The 16,583-nt window shown below is 49.3% G+C and carries 13 protein-coding genes; 1 reads left to right on the forward strand and 12 read right to left on the reverse strand.

Annotated elements, in window-relative coordinates:
- Positions 1-33: 33 nt before the first annotated feature.
- From ACN081_RS05655 to ACN081_RS05710, 12 genes are all read right to left on the reverse strand, one after another.
- Positions 34-675 carry an FtsB family cell division protein gene (locus ACN081_RS05655; protein WP_419107210.1) on the reverse strand — a complete coding sequence of 214 codons (642 nt, stop codon included), beginning with the start codon at positions 673-675 and terminating at the stop codon, positions 34-36.
- Positions 676-975: 300 nt separating this feature from the next.
- A complete protein-coding gene (gene eno / locus ACN081_RS05660; protein ID WP_419103382.1) occupies positions 976-2,256 on the reverse strand; it encodes a phosphopyruvate hydratase in 1,281 nt (426 codons plus the stop codon).
- A gap of 240 nt (positions 2,257-2,496) precedes the next feature.
- Positions 2,497-3,177 (reverse strand): MazG family protein, encoded by a 681-nt coding sequence (locus ACN081_RS05665; RefSeq protein ID WP_419107211.1) that lies wholly within the window; start codon positions 3,175-3,177, stop codon positions 2,497-2,499.
- A gap of 2 nt (positions 3,178-3,179) precedes the next feature.
- Positions 3,180-4,382 (reverse strand): adenosine deaminase, encoded by a 1,203-nt coding sequence (locus tag ACN081_RS05670; RefSeq protein WP_419107212.1) that lies wholly within the window; start codon positions 4,380-4,382, stop codon positions 3,180-3,182.
- A 102-nt stretch (positions 4,383-4,484) separates the two neighbouring features.
- On the reverse strand, positions 4,485-6,377 hold the full coding sequence (locus ACN081_RS05675) for a hypothetical protein (protein ID WP_419107213.1): 1,893 nt from the start codon (positions 6,375-6,377) through the stop codon (positions 4,485-4,487).
- 47 nt (positions 6,378-6,424) lie between these two features.
- Positions 6,425-7,732, reverse strand: coding sequence for a thymidine phosphorylase (locus ACN081_RS05680; RefSeq protein ID WP_419107214.1), 1,308 nt, complete (start codon positions 7,730-7,732; stop codon positions 6,425-6,427).
- 48 nt (positions 7,733-7,780) lie between these two features.
- Complete coding sequence (locus ACN081_RS05685; RefSeq protein WP_419103387.1) at positions 7,781-8,188, reverse strand: cytidine deaminase; 408 nt, start codon at positions 8,186-8,188, stop codon at positions 7,781-7,783.
- Between the two features lie 118 nt (positions 8,189-8,306).
- A complete protein-coding gene (locus ACN081_RS05690; RefSeq protein WP_419107215.1) occupies positions 8,307-9,593 on the reverse strand; it encodes an ABC transporter permease in 1,287 nt (428 codons plus the stop codon).
- The gene (locus tag ACN081_RS05695) at positions 9,593-10,882 is read right to left on the reverse strand and encodes an ABC transporter permease (RefSeq protein WP_419103389.1); all 1,290 of its coding nucleotides are present in this window, start codon (positions 10,880-10,882) and stop codon (positions 9,593-9,595) included. The genes ACN081_RS05690 and ACN081_RS05695 overlap by 1 nt, the downstream gene beginning before the upstream one ends.
- Entirely contained in the window at positions 10,879-12,483 is a 1,605-nt protein-coding gene (locus ACN081_RS05700; protein WP_419103390.1) for an ABC transporter ATP-binding protein, read from the reverse strand. The genes ACN081_RS05695 and ACN081_RS05700 overlap by 4 nt, the downstream gene beginning before the upstream one ends.
- 168 nt (positions 12,484-12,651) lie before the next feature.
- Entirely contained in the window at positions 12,652-13,749 is a 1,098-nt protein-coding gene (locus ACN081_RS05705; protein ID WP_419103391.1) for a BMP family lipoprotein, read from the reverse strand.
- Positions 13,750-14,008: 259 nt separating this feature from the next.
- A complete protein-coding gene (locus tag ACN081_RS05710) occupies positions 14,009-15,262 on the reverse strand; it encodes an amidohydrolase (protein ID WP_419107216.1) in 1,254 nt (417 codons plus the stop codon).
- Positions 15,263-15,822: 560 nt separating this feature from the next.
- On the opposite strand from ACN081_RS05710, the gene ACN081_RS05715 reads away from it, so the two are divergent.
- Entirely contained in the window at positions 15,823-16,521 is a 699-nt protein-coding gene (locus ACN081_RS05715) for a hypothetical protein (RefSeq protein ID WP_419107217.1), read from the forward strand.
- The last annotated feature ends 62 nt before the right edge of the window (positions 16,522-16,583 follow it).

Below are 16,583 nucleotides of genomic sequence, written 5' to 3' on the forward strand. Positions count from 1 at the left end.
ATATTGGTTTTAGTTAGTGAATAAAGTCTATTTTTAGGGTGCTGGAGTAGAGCTAGCTGGCGGGGTGGTTGGGGCGCTCGGATCAACTACGGGACGAGAAGTATCAGCAGGGGCTATCTCATCGGTAGGTGTTGTATTTGCCGGTTCCGAGGTGTTATCGGATGGTTTTTGGTGGGTTGCATCGTGTGCAAAAGCTGATTGTTCGAAAGAACTCCATAACCCTTTTGTCCAAGATTCTTTAGGGGCACTTTGTGCTGCTGCTGATGTATCGTCTGCACGATGCGCTGCTGGGTCTACTCCCACCACAAGATAGGGTGTTTCGCCTTCAGACATGTAGTATAGACGGCTCTTTGCTTGCTGTTTGACGTAGTTTTCATCTTGCCACCAGCTCAGCTGAGTTTGTAAACTATCGTGATTTTGTTGCAAGGCATCAATGTGCGATTCAACTTGGTGTATTTCTGCCTGTTGGCGAATATATGTTGAAACCGGCGCATAAGAAGAGATGAGAATAACAGCAAAAATGACCAGAGGTGCGACCATTCTGCCCGAAAAGGCATGTGCAGCAACAGGAGCATCAGAATCTTCTTTAGCGTTAGCGTCCTGAGAGCTTTGATATTTTTCTGTTCCAAAAAAGTTTGCCCATGAGCGACGACGTTGCTTATTATCTCGTGACATTTTACCCCTGACTACGTTTTTCACTCGCTCGATAGCTTTTTGTATATCTTCTAGCACAGAGAAAGAAGATACTGCGCATTATCTATTCTACCCACCCAAAAAGTAAATCACTTCTAGGTTTTTGAAACGTACCCGTTAGATTCTAATTTTCGTGGTGTCTTCTCAGCTGTTTTAAAGTTTGTCTCTTACGCGGACACTCTTTAAAACGACGTATCTCCACCAAGAAAGCTCCATATCAGAGACTCTCTTGGTGGAGATACTATCTATGAGTTTTTAGCTCCCTCGCGGAAACAGAAAACTCTATGCTTTGAAACGGGGGAATGAAGATGCCCCAGCGTAAACAGCTGCGTCGCCCAGTTCTTCTTCAATGCGTAGAAGCTGGTTGTATTTTGCAACGCGCTCAGAACGTGCAGGCGCACCGGTCTTAATCTGGCCCGCGTTGGTTGCAACAGCGAGGTCTGCGATGGTGACGTCTTCGGTCTCACCGGAGCGGTGGGAAACCATGCAACGGTATTCGTGACGCTGTGCCATTTCCATAGCGTCAAGAGTTTCAGTCAAAGAACCAATCTGGTTGACTTTCACCAACAGCGCATTTGCAGCACCAGATTCGATACCCTGAGCTAGGCGCTCTGGGTTGGTGACGAAGAGGTCGTCGCCCACAATCTGTACTTTGTCGCCGATTTCTTGGGTGAGGTTCTTGTAGCCTTCCCAGTCGTTTTCATCGAGAGGATCCTCAATGGAGACGAGTGGGTATTTAGCGACGAGGTCTGCATAGTATGCGGACATTTCTGCAGCGGTCTTCTTCTGACCTTCAAACTCGTATGCGCCGTCGTTGTAGAACTCAGAGGAGGCAACGTCTAGTGCCAAAGCAATTTCTTCGCCGGGCTTGTAGCCAGCTTTTTCGATTGCTTCGATGATGAGGTCAAGAGCAGCAGCGTTTGACTCTAGGTTAGGAGCGAATCCGCCTTCGTCACCCAAACCGGTTGCAAGACCGCGGTCTTTGAGAACAGACTTGAGTGCATGGTATACCTCAACGCCTGCCTGCAATGCTGCAGAGTAGGTATCGAAACCGATAGGAGCAATCATGAACTCCTGAATATCAACGTTGGAATCTGCGTGAGAACCACCGTTAAGGATGTTCATCATAGGAACAGGAAGAACGTGTGCGTTAGGTCCGCCTAGGTACTTGAACAGCGGAAGGTCTGCAGATTCTGCAGCAGCCTTTGCAGCGGCCAAAGATACGCCAAGAATAGCGTTTGCGCCGAGCTTACCTTTGTTCTTTGTGCCGTCAAGCTTAATCATTGCAGCGTCAAGTGCACGCTGGTCAGTTGCATCGATGCCGATGATTTCTTCAGCGATTTCGTCGATGACTGCACCGACAGCACCAAGAACAGACTTGCCAAGGTAGACGGATTTGTCGTCGTCACGACGTTCTACTGCTTCCCATTCACCGGTAGATGCACCGGAGGGAACTGCTGCGCGACCGAATGCGCCGTCTTCGAGAAGAACCTCTACCTCAACGGTAGGGTTTCCACGAGAATCGAGAATCTGACGTGCGTGAACTGCTGTAATTAAAGCCATGAATATGCTCCTTGAAGCTTAGATTGGTTGGCTATGAGTAAGCTCAGGCAAGTTTCACTAGTGCGCACTTACGTGAGCGTACGTTCAGCTACGATTTTACCAAAGAAACCCACATAAGCACACAGGGATTCAATAATTCCCACCAATATCTTTGAGATATTTTCCTACGCTACTCCCCTATCCACCCAAAGACATTCCCACGAATAACAACATCAGCGGCAGATAACACCGCACAGCACATTACTTCTCAGACGACTGAATCAGCGCATACATTAAACGACGTAACGCACCTTCAGCATCAATCCCTTGAGCACGAGCACGCTGAACCATCTCAAACAACTCCACAGCACAAGCCGATTCTTCACCTCCATCAGCGGCAACACCAGCGACATCAAGCGACACCTGTCCCTTATCAGCCTTAGAAATCACCTTATCTGCTAAAGCTAACGCCGGAAGATGAGGAGGAATACCATCAAAAACAGATAAACGTTCCGGCTTCTCCTGCTTCTTCAGCTCATCCCACTGAGCAGTTACCTCTTGATCACTCAGCAAGTGAGCAGAAGAATCACCAAAAACGTGAGGATGCCGACGCTCAAGTTTCTGGTTCAGCCCCTCAACAACATCGGCGATACTAAAACCGCCCTCTTCTACGCTACGCTCACCAGCAATACGAGCATGAAAAAGAACCTGCAAAAGCACATCGCCCAGCTCTTCTTTCAAAAGCTCATAGTTCACTTGCTCTTGAGACTCAATAGCCTCAATTACCTCATATGATTCTTCAATCAAATACCGAACCAACGAGTGATGTGTCTGCTTCCCATCCCAAGGGCAGCCACCCTCAGAACGCAAAGTATCCATCAACTCAATCAAACGCTCAAACGCTTCCGGCGCACCCTGCGGAATAATACGTTGCTCTGCCATGACTACTCCTGCTCCTGAGCGACACGATTCTGCTCTTCAAAAACACTCATATACGCACCCTGAACAGCACGCATTAGATGCTGTTTCTCCTCCATCGAAATAAAAGCACCTTCGATAGCATTAGTTGTTAGTTCAAAGAAATCTTGCACCTGATACCCAAAAATATTCGCCAAATGCACAAATTCAGCAGTAACACTACTACCGCTCATCAAACGATTATCGGGGCTAATGGTCACAGCAAAACCAGCCTCACGCAAAGCATTGACGGGGTGTTCCGAAAGATTCTCAGCGATACGAGCAGAATCAACCACACCATGTTCAACAGCATAAGCGGCACGCGTTTGAATATTAGAACAAGGACACACTTCCAACGTGATACGACGATCTTTAACCCAGCTAGCGAGCGCACCAAGCTGAAGAATTTTCTGATCTTTGGGTGATTGGGGCATCATCTTCCCCTCGGGGTCAATCTCCCCGACCGTTGTATACGAAAAGTCTTCGGTAATACGTACGCCATGACCGATGCGTAGGGCACGTCCCACCAATAATGCAGAGCGAATCGAGCGTAGCCCCTCAGCTTCACCGGCATGAATCGTGACCGGCATAAAATTCTCTGCAAGATAATCTAGAGCTTCACGGTGTTGCTCTACAGGGTGGTTTTCTTCTGCACCGGCAAGGTCAAAACCTACCACACCTAAGGTGCGATATTTAACAGCAAGTTCTGCTATCTGCCGTGAATTATTGCGGTCTCTCATGGCGCAAAGTATCTGGTTAACAAGAACTCTTCCGCCTGCTTGAGCTACCATTTCCATACCGTCGTTGAGTCCTGTAGCAACAGCACGGACTGCTTCGTCAAGGCTAAGACCTGCACGCTGGTGCTGTTCTGGTGCCCATCGGACCTCTGCATAAATCACACCGTCTGCCGCGCACGCAAGAACATGTTCTTGAGCAATACGTTGCAAATCTTCTGCTCGTTGCATGAGAGCTAAAGTGTGAGTAAAGGTTTCAAGGTAGCGGTCAAGAGAGCCAGAATTTGCGGCGTCAAAGAACCATTGTTGGAGAGTTTCACGTTCTGTGCTGGGTAGTTCATACCCAATGTCTTGTGCAATATCAATCATTGTTTGTGGTTGCAGACCACCATCGAGATGATCGTGTAGACATACTTTTGGTAGTTTTTGAATCCATTGCTCATCGTGCTGTGTCATAGGTGATGTTCTTTCCTGATACGAGTATTTACGTCGATACGAAAACGCTGCCGAGTAGCCCCACTAGTGGAGTTTCTCGACAGCGTTCTATGCTCTAAAGGTTTAGAGAGTCCATGAAGCAAGCGCCCGATTCATATGTTCAGGAATGTTTGCTCCCGTACGGGGGAAGAGTCTGAGCTCTTCAACATATTGCTGTGCAGGTAGAGTGTCCTGGTATTTAGCGAAGGCGCCTTCATCGTTGTAGCTAAAGGACGCTACCGGAGGGATTCCAGGGGTGAAACGTAGGCTCATCGCTAGTGGGGAGCCCGCGCCTTCTTTATAGGAATCTGCTTTGAGTTGCAAAATAGCAAGAACATCTTCAGGGATGAGGTCGAAGGTTCGTTGTTGATCCCAGAAGCCGTTACGTCGTACGTGTGTTAGTGCGTCGTAGTAGGAGCCGAGGGCTCGTACGCGAATAAGTACGGTGGAGACGTCCCGTGCTGTCCCGTTTTCTCCGAAGAGTTGTTCTTGTGCTTTAAGTAGTCGAGCAACAACCTGTGCTTCGGTGAGGACGAGATTTCCTTCTGCTAGTTCGGTGGTAGAAGGCGGTTGCACCTCTTCTGTGGGGTTGTTGTAGGAGGGTGCTACGTCTACGCCTTGAGCGGCCTCAGGGAGGTCTGTTCCACGAGAGTTGGTAGCTGAGGAACCAATAAGAGTATCTGGTTCCTCTTCTTCCCACTCGTCATCGACGTGTTCTGGCAGTGACGCGCTGACCAGCGAAATATCATGTGCGGAAGTGAAGGTCTCTGCATCTGAGTGGTGGGTTGCTGATTCTGCGTCTTCAGATGGGACAGGAGGAGTGTTCTCGCTGGCTTCGGTATTTGTGGTTGGAGTTTTAGCGTCCCCTGCAGAATTTTCAGTAGCTTCTGTGGTGGTATCAGCTGCTGTTTCTACACTCGCAGTATTTGATGGGCGGGCAACAGCCAAACGCGCATGAGGTTCAACCCGTTCAGCTTCTGGAGCTGTTTGTTCAGTGCTTTGAGCCTGCGGAGCAACCACTGATGCAGTATTTTCTTTAACGCCCTGAGGGACATCTTCACCAGTTTCTGCACCAGTTTCAGCTGTAGCTGCCTCTGAGGTTTCTTCAGATTCTTCTACAACATCACGAGCAGGGTTGTGAGTGGCATCGTCTGCTGGCTCAGCCACGGTACCCGCTGCGGTGTTTTCCTCAGCTGGTGAAGTTTCAGTCTCGATATTTTTAGCAACAGATGATGTTTCTTCGACAGAGTCGTGAGCATCGGTTACTGATGTTGCAGAACTATTCTCTTGTGTAGCTTCTTCTGCGTTGACGTTATGCGCGACAGCAGTTTTTTCTGTTGACTGTGCTGCTTCAAAACGTTCTGAAACGCGTGCAAGAGGAGAGTCATCGGCAATGCCGTTCTGCTGATTTTCAGATGATACGTCTGCTCCAGCTACTTCTGTAGCTTCTGTAGCAGACGTTTTCTCTGCTGGCTCGTTCGCCTTTTCCTCCACTTGATAATGCAGGTTGCAAGAGGTCTCATTCTTTGAGTTGAGGTAAGAGACCTGAGCATTAGTCCCTAAGAGAATGATGAGTGCACGAGTCCATGCACCGCGCGGGCTTTTTTCTTCTTCGGTGTAGAGTGCCGCAACGTTTTCGAACCAAGGGTTTCCAGGAACAACAATGGTTTCTTCTACTTTTTTACCGTTCTCTTCAAAGCTCAACAACATGTCGTTGCCTGCTTGCTTCAGGTCAAGGGTCAGCTGACCATCACCTTTAGATTGCATCATACAAATCAGCGAGTGAAGAGCACTCTGTTCATTGAGCTCTTCAGAGGTTATAAGAGTAGAGGTGCTTTCTTCTACGGGAGGGGTTGGTACCTGTTCCTGCACCGGCGTTGCTGGTTCTGCAGGTTGCGCAACAGGTTGTGCTTCCGGTGTTGTTGTCGCTGCCGATTCAGCAGCTTTCTTGTCTTTGCGACGGCTAAAAAGTCCCATGATGTTCTCTTTCTTCGGTGCGAACTATGAGTGTTCTTACGGGTAGTTTACTGCTGTTCAGTACTCACTTTACCTAGAATCAGCGGTTGAGGCTCATATTCTTTGCCGATAGTATAAGCATCTTCTAAGGATTCTAGCGCTCGTTCAAAGCGTTCGGGAGTGTCGGTCATCAATGTTATGAGGGGTTCGCCAGCACGCACAGTGTCTCCTGGTTTAGCGTGGAGACGGATTCCAGCACCGGCTTGTACTTGGTCCTCTTTACGAGCTCGTCCAGCGCCCAAACGCCAAGAAGCAACACCCACGCTCAACGCATCGAGACGAGTTAGCACACCGCTGTCTGTTGCATAAACAGTGTGAGTTTCACGAGCTTGAGGTAATGCAGCATCGGGGTCGCCACCTTGTGCACTGATCATGGCGCGCCATTTATCCATAGCTCGGCCATCGGCAAGAGCTTCAGCAGGATCTTCATCGATACCGCATGAAAGGAGCATTTCACGGGCAAGCGCCACCGTTAGTTCAACGACATCGGACGGTCCCCCACCGGCAAGTACTTCTACAGATTCTTCCACTTCACACGCGTTGCCAACGGTCAGCCCCAAGGGCGTGTCCATGTTGGTGAGCAAGGCTGTTGTTTTGACTCCGGCGTCTGTTCCTAAACGCACCATAGTACGTGCTAGTTCTTGTGCGTAGTCGAGGTCTTTCATAAAAGCACCGGAGCCAACTTTAACGTCAAGTACCAGAGAATCTGTTCCTTCAGCAATTTTTTTAGACATGATAGAACTTGCGATCAGCGGTATTGCCTCTACCGTGGAGGTGACATCACGTAGCGCATAAAGTTTTTTATCTGCTGGGGCTAGTCCACTTCCGGCAGCACAAATAACAGCGCCTTCGTCCGAGAGTATTTCGAGAGTTCGTTCGTTGCTCAAATATGCTTGCCAACCGGGGATGGACTCTAATTTATCGAGTGTTCCACCGGTATGCCCTAGTCCTCGACCAGATAGCTGCGGAACAGCAACGTTGTATACTGCTACCAATGGTGCTAGTGGCAGCGTGATTTTATCTCCTACACCACCGGTAGAATGTTTGTCGCTGGTTGCAATTTTCTTACCGGCACCAACAATAGAGGAGAAATCGAGTCGTTCACCCGAGTTAATCATGGCTTGGGTCCACTGTTGAATTTCAGTAGCGCTCATTCCGTTCAAGAAAATCGCCATAGCAAGTGCACTCATTTGTTCGTCAGCGACGACTCCACGCGTATATGCATCAATAACCCAGTCGATTTGTTCTTTCGTGAGTTCTTCGCGATCTCGTTTAGTGCGGATGACGTCTACAGCGTCGAATGGTTCGTAGGACATGTGTTTTCCTCCATCAAAGGTGTTAGGTGAGGTCAAGTGTGAATATTTTTAGAGCCGTTCAGGACCAAAAGCGTCGGGAAGCATCTGTTCGATAGAAAGTATTCCACTCACTGTTTTGATGAGCATATCTTTAGTGCTGTGTTCGTAGAGTAGTTGTCTGCACCGTCCACAAGGCATGAGTGCTTCACCATTTTTATCCACACACGTAAAGGCAAGGATTTTCCCTCCACCTGTTCTAAAAAGCTCTGAGATGAGGGAACATTCAGCACATAAGGTAAGCCCAAAGGACGCATTTTCGACGTTGCAACCGGTGATGATTCTGCCGTCGTCGGTGAGAGCAGCTGCTCCTACTGCGTAGTGTGAGTACGGTGAGTAGGATTTTTTCATCGCGCAGGTGGCATGCTCTGTGAGTTCTTCCCAGTTGATGGGGTGTTCTAGGGTTTCACGTTGGCTCATGCTTGGGGTCCTTGCAGGGGTGAAGATGTGCATATGGTGCCAGAGGGCACAATGAGGTTCCGACAGTGTGCACTATCGAAACCTCATCATTAGTATTTTCTCATAAGACCGAGGGCGGTTATCCCTTGGTGTACGCTTTACCGGCTGCTGCAGGTCCACGCGAACGACCGACCAGACCAGCCACTGCAAGAATCGTTACGACGTAAGGGAGCATAGCCAATAGTTCAGTAGGGATATCCGTTCCGAGTCCAGAAAGGATGAACTGCATCTGTAGGGAGAAACCGAAAAGGAGTGATGCGCTGAGTGCACCAAGTGGTTTCCACCGTCCAAAGATGAGAGCAGCCAACGCAATGTAGCCTTGTCCTGCTGTCATATCTGCGTTGAAGGAGCTGACGGCAACAAGGGTGAAGAATGCTCCACCCATACCAGCAACAGCGCCAGCAATCATAACGTTGCTAAAGCGTAGACGGTTCACGTTGACGCCAAGGGTATCTGCAGCTTGGGGATGTTCGCCAACCGCGCGGGTACGAAGCCCCCAACGTGTTTTGTTCAGAGAGAACCAAATCGTACCAACCACAATGTACATCAAGTACACGATAACGGACTGGTTGAATAATACTGGACCAATCACAGGGATTTGTGAAAGAACCGGAATTTCAAAGCTAGGTAGACGAGGAGCCGAGTTGAGGTGTGCTGCGTCTTGTTGGAGTACACGGGAGTATAAGAATCCGGTAAGTCCGGAGACGAGGACGTTCACCACAACACCAACGATGGTCTGATCAACAAGATATTTAATGGAGAAAGTTGCTAGTAGGAAGGATACGAGCATACCGCCGACCATCGCTGCGATAAGACCAATCCACGGGTTTCCTGTCATAGAACCAACAAGTACGGCAGAGAATGCACCAAAAAGAAGTTGACCTTCAATCGCAATGTTGATAATTCCAGAGCGTTCGCAAAGGAGTCCTCCCATCGAACCAAAAATCATGGGGACTGAGAGTGCAACAGCACCGGTAAGGATGGTAATCAACGATATTTCGGTCATACGTGCAGAGCCAATAGCCCAGATGAGTACGCCAAAGATAAAAGAGAACCAAAAAATAGCTGAGAGGTATAGCGGTGTTTTCTTACCGGAGAACGTGAGCTTAGCACACCATAAGGTGACGGCAATGAGGACGGCGGTAACAACCCAACCCGTTGTTGGCGTTGATAGGTTCAGCGCCGGAAGTTGAATGACGTCATTTTTGGTGGACAGGCCAAGTACCACGTGTGAGGCAGGAGCGTTCAAGGCAAGAACTAGTAGCGATATGACGCTTAGCGTGCCGAAAATCCACGTGTTTTTCCAGTGACGTACGAGCACGGTATCTTGTGGTGTTGCGGTGTCGATAACAGCTGTCGTGCTCATTATTTTGCCTCCGCGGACTGAGTAGTTTTTTTCTTCTTTTTGGGCTTGTCGGGGTCTGGAAGCCTAAAGATGGCTCGTACCAGTGGTGGTGCAGCAATGAAGAGCACAATCAGTGCCTGAACCACGTCGACAAGGTCTACAGACGTTCCGGTACTGACTTGCATGGTCACACCACCTGCTCGAAGTGCCCCATAGAGAAGAGCTGCCAGAAGGGTTCCAACGGGTGTTGCTCGTCCAAGAAGTGCCACAGTAATAGCGTCAAAACCATAGGAGGAAGCGATACCGGTGCTCAAGACTTTTTCGGTTCCAGATACTTGGGCGACACCGGCAAGACCTGCTAGCGCACCAGCAATAGCCATCACAATAATGTATCCATTAGCAACAGATACGCCCGCAGTTTTTGCAGCATGAGGGTTTGCCCCTACCGCACGGAGTTTGAATCCGATAGTTGAACGGTTAATCAGCCACGAGACAAAGAGGACAGCCAGTAACGCGAGGATAAATCCGGCGTGAAGACGGAAGCTTTGTCCAAAGATTCTGGGGAAGATTGCTTCATCTGCTAATACAGGTGAAATGGGGTTTGAGCTTCCTTCGCGTTGCCATAGTGGTGTTTTGAGGAGGAAGAGAAGTAGGTTCGCAGCAATGTAGTTGAGCATGATGGATAGGATGACTTCATGCGCACCAGTTTTTGCTTTGAGTAATCCGACGAGACCACCCCACAGGCTACCACCAAGGATACCGCCAAGGACGATAAAAGGTAGTAGTAAGTAGCTGGGTAGGTGCCAGTTGATAGCAACGTAGCTGGCAACAATTGCGCCAAGGATAATTTGTCCTTGTGCACCGATGTTAAAGAGTCCGGTACGGAATGCGATTGCTACGGCAAGACCAGCAAAAATAAGTGGTGTTGCTACCGTGAGTGTTTCGGTCAGCGGGTAAATCGCTTTTGTGAAGGTGCTCGCTTCATAGTTGAAAATAGCGCCTCTAAATAATGCGAGGTATGCATTGGTTGCTGCTTCCCAGCCGGCGCTGAGTGTGTCTAGGGGGCGGGCGAAGAAGTAGCGTGAGGCTTTTTGTGTTGCGGGGTCAGTGACCGCGATAAGAATACCACCGACGATGAGTGCAGCAAGTAGTGCGAAAAAGGACAAGCTGACGGAGCCGGATAGTATACGAGTCAGTACAGGAAGTTTTTCTTTTTCGGAAGGTTGTGTGTGTGCCGGTGGTACTGTTTCGGAGGCGGTGAGCACTGTATCGGTGGCTTCTGCGACGGTGGATTTACCTTCGGCGCTCATGCTTGGTCTCCTTCTGCCCAGGGGATATTTTCGGTTTCGGGGGTTTGTGTTTGGGGAGTGTTCTTATCTGTAGTAGAAACTTCCCCTGCCGCTTTGAGAGCTTCTTCATAGGGTGTTCCAGCCATCATCATACCCAAGACGTTACGTGGCGTTTCAGGTGGTGCAATGCCCATAAGTTCACCGTGGAAGAAGACGGCAATACGGTCTGCTAAGGCGTGTACTTCGTCCAATTCTGTAGAGATAATGATGACGGGTACGCCTTTGTCTCGTTCTTCAACGATTCTTTGGTGGATAAATTCGATAGATCCAACGTCTACACCGCGAGTTGGCTGTGATGCGACAAAGAGTTTGAGGTCTCGGGTGAGTTCTCGTGCAACCACAATTTTTTGTTGGTTACCGCCAGATAACGTTGAGGCTGCATCGTGTTGTGATCCAACACGAATATCAAATTCTTTGATGGCTCTTTCTGCGTTCTGAGCGATTTCGCTGTTGCGCAGTGTGCCGTATTGGGAGAATTCTTTACGATTGTAGAGGTCGAGAATGAGGTTTTCTGCGATAGAGAAGGAACCTACTAGCCCGTCGACATTTCGGTCTTCTGGGACGAAGCCAACGCCTGCGTCGAGTACTTGTCGAGTATTTTTGCCGAGGAGTTCGGTCTCCCCCAGCTTCATCGAACCGTGCGCTTTAGGGTGTAGCCCGATGATAGTTTCAGCGAGTTCAGTCTGCCCGTTTCCTTGTACACCGGCGATGGCGAGGATTTCGCCTCCGCGAACGTTGAAACTGACGTTTTTGAGAAGTGGTACGCCTTGGTCAGAGATGAGGTTGAGGTTTTCAACAGTGAAGTTTGCGTCAGTTAGTTGTGGGGTGTCTTTGTCGACGACGAGTTTGACGGCTTTTCCGACCATGAGGGATGCGAGTTCGTCGGTGGTGGCGCTGGGGTCAGCGGTGCCGACGACTTTTCCTCGTCGGATGACGGTGATGTGGTCTGATACTTCGCGTACTTCTCGTAGTTTGTGAGAGATGAATAAGAGTGATTTACCGTCTTTGCGTAGCTGATCCATGATGCCGAGCAGCTGGTCAGTTTCTGCGGGGGTGAGCACGGCGGTGGGTTCGTCAAGGATGAGAATTTCGGCGTCTCGTACGAGCGCTTTAATGATTTCTACGCGCTGTTGCACACCTACGGGGAGGTCTTCAACGATGGCGTCTGGGTCGACGTCGAACCCGTAGCGTTGGGAAATTTCACGGATTTTGGTGCGGGTTGCTTCGAGGTTGAGAACGGTTCCGCGCGTTTCTTCTGAGCCGAGGGCAATATTTTCTGCGACGGTGAAGACGGGTACAAGCATGAAGTGCTGGTGTACCATGCCGATGCCGGCCGCCATGGCGTCTGAGGGGCCGGAGAATTCAACGGGTTTGTCGTCGATGAGGATTTGCCCGTCGGTGGGTTCGTAGAGTCCGTAGATGACGTTCATGAGTGTCGATTTTCCGGCACCGTTTTCGCCGAGTAGGCAATGGACAGTACCTGGTTCTACGACTAAATCAATGCTGTCATTTGCGGTAAAATCACCAAATTTTTTTGTGACTTTTCGCAGTTCGAGTTTCATCGATGTGCTTTCTTGTCATTGCTCAGACTCTGCTGGTGAGGGTTGGGGTTGGTTCTCTCAGCGTTTGAGCGGGGTTATCCGTGTGAATATGTGGTGGAGTTTTAAGCGCTGAGCGGCTGGCACGAAGAGGTGTCCCTCTGAGTGCCAGCCACTGAGCCCTATAAGGTTTTATTTCTGTGGTTTTCCGTCGGTGTTAACGGTAATTTCGCCAGAAATGATTTTGTCTTTGATGGTGCCAAGTTCAGTCTTGGTTTCGTCAGAGACTTTGGATTCGAAGTTGTGGAATGGAGCGAGTCCAACACCGTCATTTTCGAGGGTTCCAACGTATTTTTCGGAGGTGAACTTGCCTTCGAGGCTGTCGTGGATGGTGGATTCTACAGCTTCTTTCATCTTCTTCTGGATAGAGGTGAGGATGATGTCTTGGTAGTTCGGGTTGGTTTCGTAGCCGTCGGAGTCTACCCAGATAACAGATGCGGGTGCGTCTTGGTGGCTTGAGTTGTATTCGGTCACGGCGTCAAGGGTACCTGCACCAACTGGTCCTGCTACGGGCAGGATGATGTCTGCCCCTTGGTCAAGGAAGTTTTGGGTGTTGGTCTTGCCCTTGGTCTGGTCGGAGAAGTCGCCGGTGAAGGTTCCGCTCTTGGAGTCGTGATCCCAGCCGAGCACCTGAACGTTAGCGTTCTTTTGTTCGTTGTAGTATTTAACGCCTTGTGCGAAGCCGTCCATGAAGGTGGTAACGGTGGGGATTTCTAGACCACCGTAGGTTGCGACTTTACCGCTCTTGCTCTGTGCTGCAGCAAGGTAGCCGGCTTGGAAAGCTGCTTGTGCTGTGTCGTAGACGATGGGGCGGACGTTTTTAACGTCGATGTCGCCGTAGTCAACGATGGTGAAGTTGATGTCGGGGTTCTGCTCTGCGTATTCTTTAGTTGCGTCTGCTAGTGAGAATCCAACGGTGACGATGATGTTGCAGCCTGCTTGGACCATGTTGGTGAGGTTAGGACCAAATTCAGACTCGGAGTTTGATTCTGCTTGTGCAGTTTGAATGCCGTAGTCTTTTTCTGCTGCTTTGAGTCCAGCGTAGGAGTTTTCGTTGAAGGATTTGTCTTCGAAACCGCCGGAGTCGGAGACAATGCAGCCTTTGAAGTTGGAGTCTTTAGCTTGTGCATCGCCGGAGGATGCTTCGGGTGCTGCACCACAGCTTGCAAGGAGCATAGCTGAGATACCCAGGACTGAACCTGTTGCTGCAAAACGTTTACGATTGGTCATCGTCGTCCCTTCATGATGTGTTGAGTGGGGGTGCACTCATGGTGTGCCAGAAAGGTTCTGCCGTCCTAGCTCTGTTGAGGATGAGAGTGCGGTATATACGTTATATAGTAATGGGTCACACGTGGTTATGTCGTATCACACTCCGTGGGGCGGGGTACTGTTATCTGTCCGCGTTGGTGAGTGTTCAGGGTTTAGCCTAGCCACTATCTCTTTTCTGGTTCAATTTTTTCTTCCTGTAACACTTATTTTCTGTGGTTATTTAGTAGGTGTTGCTTGTTCGGAATTGTTCGGCAGAACGTTTTGCGATTTCCCAGCGTACGGCTCGTAGTGCCGTGGAGGCCATGACTTGTACCCCGTACCCGATAGCTCTTTCGTCGGGGTTGTAGTCTCCTCGATGCAAGTCATAGGTGATACCGCCGGGGGTTCTTGTTCCTAGTCGTATCATAGTTCCGGGAACTTTTTGAAGCATCCATGCGAAGTCTTCTCCGCCCATAGATTGTTCGACGAGAACAACGGAGTCTTCGCCAAGTTCTGCTCGTGCCGCGTTTTCGACCATGGTTGTTTCGTCTTCGGTGTTTACAACTGGTGGTACTCCCTTGATATGTTCTAGCTCAACGGTGACCCCATAAGGTGCTGCAACTTGTTCGACCACTTCGTCGAGGATTTCTCCGGCTTGGTACCAGGCTTGGGCGTCGAGGCAACGCATCGTTCCGGCAAGGTAGCCTTCGGCGGGGATTGCGTTGGGTGCAACACCTGCTTGAATTTGCCCCCATGCGAGGAGTACGCCTGAGCGCACGTCGATTCGTCGCGAGAGAACTGCGGGGACGTTGATAGCGATTTGGTTCATCGCATAGATGAGGTCTTCTGTGAGGTGTGGACGCGATGTGTGCCCGCCTCGTCCCGTGAGTCGTATTTTGATGGTATCTGAGGCTGAGGTGATGGGACCGATGCGGGTTCCAATTTTTCCGACATCCACTTTTGGTTCGCAGTGTAAAGCGAAGGCGCGTGGGACTCCTTCTAACGCATTTTGAGCGATAACTTCTACGGCTCCACCGGGGAGTTGTTCTTCAGCCGGTTGGAAGATGATGCGAATAGTGCGGGCGAGCGGGCTTTGTTGATGTATTTCCCAGAGTGTTAGCGCGACTCCGAGCATGACGGTTTGGTGAATATCGTGACCGCAGGCGTGCATAATGCCGGGGCGAGTGGAGCTGTAGTCTAAGCCGGTGTATTCGTTGATAGGTAACGCATCAATATCTGCCCGTAGTGCGGCGGCGATGGCGCCTTCTCCAATGTCTACGTAGCATCCGGTGTTTTTGTAGCGCTGGGGACTCATACCGGCGATTTGTAGTCGGGCAATGATTCGCTCTGTGGTGTGGTGTTCTTTGAACGAGAGTTCTGGGTTTTGGTGAACGATTCTGCGGAATTGGCGCAGTTCTTCGGTGAGGTGTTTAATGCGTGTTCCGATGACGGGGCCAGATTCGTCGAGAAGTGCTAGTGCGGGTTTTTCTGCCATTTTTCTAATGTAGCGCGCTTTGGTGTTGTGGTGGGAGTTTTGTGAGGCTTCCCTTTGTTATCGCTACAGGATTCGTCAGTTAACGGTATCAACGTCAAAAATCAATATATACGCATGTAATTAAAGATACATTTTTAGTCTATTTTTTATATTTATTTTCGTAAAAATGGATATTTTTTACACGTGTTACACATTCATTAAATGCTTTTTCACTACTCGCACCGAGGATTCTCACAGAAACTTAATATTAATTTTCAATCACTATTTTCTATATTGAAAGTTTGTCCCCTAAAAAGAGACTGCTTTTTATTAAAAAATCCCTTAAGTCTTGCGTAATAAGCACGAAACAGGCTGAATATTCGGAAGGGATTCATTAGCGTTGAGGGTGTTATCGTTGTCCACCAAATAGGGTACTCATATTTAAGGGACAGTATATGAACCACTCAACAAAGCGTGGTGACAATAGATAACACGGCACCATAACTTCATATTTATTTCAATATATTATTGATTATTTTATATTTCCGCACCGCTAATGAGAGCATTCTAAGGAATACACCATGACTCAACACATTTCGCGACGAACCCTCGCAAAAGGTGCAGCGATTGCTGCACCCCTTGCCGTCGCCACCACTCCCGCTTGGGCAGCGCCTACCGTGCGTAGCTCAACCGGAGTGCCACAATACGCAGCAAGTTCAAATATTCTTGCAACATGCCAATTAGACGGCTCATGCGGGCCTTTCTATATTGACCAGAGAGACGCAGGCTCACATTCATCCATTAGAGAAGGAAACTTCCATTTCCTCATCCCCGTAGGGTCAACAATTCCACCCATGCGTTGGGAAGTTACTATCGTTCCAGTGCCGAACGATGACGATAAGACCATCACCAAAAAGCGTGATTTTAAGATTGAAGACCTTGCCGGAGACGGTGGAGGATCAGCAATTCCTACTGAATTTCCACGTACCAATGTCTCACCAGTTCAATACGATTCAAAGACTGGCGTAGAAACCATTACGTTTGATACTCCTGAGTTTGTTGATAAGCGTGGCGCAAAGCGCGGAACACTGAGCGTAGGTTTCAAAATTTTCACAGGCCTTACAGGACTCTTCCCTGGAAACAGACGCGCAGACAAGGTCATTGTTCGCGGATATCAAGGAGACACCTTAGTTGTAGACTACGACTCTATCGACCGTGCTTCTCCCGACAAGCGTCGCGGTGCTTCAAAATGGGATCCAAATCAGGACGGTCGAGTCTAAAACTTCTTCGATAATAGAACTTAATAACAGGTTATTGAAAGCAGACAACGAGAGGATACTAG

Source organism: Rothia sp. P13129 (assembly GCF_048512865.1).
Taxonomy (GTDB): Bacteria; Actinomycetota; Actinomycetes; order Actinomycetales; family Micrococcaceae; genus Rothia.